Source organism: Thermophilibacter sp. ZX-H3 (assembly GCF_052599055.1).
Window position 1 is genome coordinate 1 of the sequence record NZ_JBQXES010000041.1, and the last position, 1492, is coordinate 1492.

The 1492-nt window shown below is 73.6% G+C and carries 1 protein-coding gene; it reads right to left on the bottom strand.

Annotation, left to right across the window (positions count from 1 at the left end; genetic code table 11):
- Positions 1-232: 232 nt before the first annotated feature.
- On the bottom strand, positions 233-1492 hold a 1260-nt coding region (locus tag ACULPM_RS10935; RefSeq protein ID WP_445332299.1), incomplete at its 5' end, for an IS30 family transposase.

The following is a 1492-nucleotide window of genomic DNA, read 5'->3' on the forward strand; positions in this document are numbered from 1 at the left end:
GGGTTGATTTCCAACCTCAGCGAAACACCTTGAGCCGATAGCGCGTTTCCGCACCTATCGAGACGGAGGGGAGGCCCCGGCAGGGGCCTCCCCTCCGCGTTGTCGCAGGTGTAGGATGCATGGAGAGGCGTCGCGATGGGTCCGAGGCCCGTGCGGCAACGTCCCGCCGCGGCTTGCTTCCAGACTCAGCGCGACGGGTGCCGGGACCCTCGATTCGGTTGTCCCCGAGGGGCTAGTCGGCCAGCGGCGCCTCACCTCGCTCCGCCCTCGCGCGCTCCACGCAGCCCGGCGTCAGGTCGAGCTCGGAGGGGCCGAGCATCTCGACCCCGAAGGCGTCCAGGAGCGCCCGCGCGTCGTCGCCGAACGCGGCGAGGAGCATCTCGGAGGGCGTGCGCCAGGCGAGCTTGCCGCGCGGCTCGGAGTCCACCTGCGACATGACGAGCGCCGCGTCGGCGCGCGACAGGCGGTCGAGGCGCAGGCCGCGGCCCTTGGGCAGCAGCTTCCTGAGCTCGACGTGGTTCTTCTCGCACCCGCCCTTCTGGTCGGCGCGGCGCCCCTCGCAGTAGAAGAGCCTGGTCTCGCCCTCGCCCTCGCCGAGCAGGGCCGCGATGGCCGCCTCGTCGGCGAACTCGCTGCCGTTGTCCGTGAGCACGAGGCGGAACACCCGCCGCACCCCGTCGGCCCCCAGCGCCTCGCGCACGAGGCCGAGCCCGGCGAGGACGGCGCCGCAGGTGCCGTCGGCCACGGGTATCGCCAGCTGGAACGACGTCGGCCTGTGGTAGAGGGTGAGCAGGCGCGCGGAGTCGGCGGCCGAGCCCTCCACCGTGTCCATCTCCCAGGCGCCCGCGCGCTCGTCCTCGGTGAGGCGCATGAACTCCTCGTGCGACCTGCGCGCCGAGTGGCGCTCGGCTCGCCTCGGCGCCGAGCGGCGGCGGGGCCTGTAGCCCACCTTCCTCCTCAGCTCCATGTTGGTCATCTCCGCGTAGCCCGCGTCGACCCAGCGGTAGATCGTGCTCGCCGAGAGCCCCAGGTCCGGCCTCGTCGCCGCGATCTGCTCCGGCGAGAGCCCCCTCCGCAGCCCCTCGCGTATCGCGTCGAGCTTGGACGCCACGGAGAGCTCGGTCTCGTCGATGCCGCGCCTGCTCCCCCTGAGCTCCTCGTCGGCGGCGCGCTGGGCCATCCTCGCGCTGTAGAACACGCGCGGCCTCCTCGAGCAGCCGTAGGCCCTGCGGTGGCCGCAGCCGTCGCGGCACCTCGGCCACGACCCCAGGCGCGGGCACGCGGCCGCCAGCGCCGCCGCCTCGGGCGCGGGCTCCCCGTAGTGGGCGCGCGGCGAGGTCACGAAGCGGTGCCTCTCGACCTCGCTGGCGACCGTGGACGGCGCCCGCCCGATCTCGCGGGCTATCTCCCGGCACCCCCTGCCCCTGTCCAGCATCCTCTCGATCGTCTGCCGCTCGTGCCTCGTGAGCCTCGCGTAGGACCTCTCCGACGG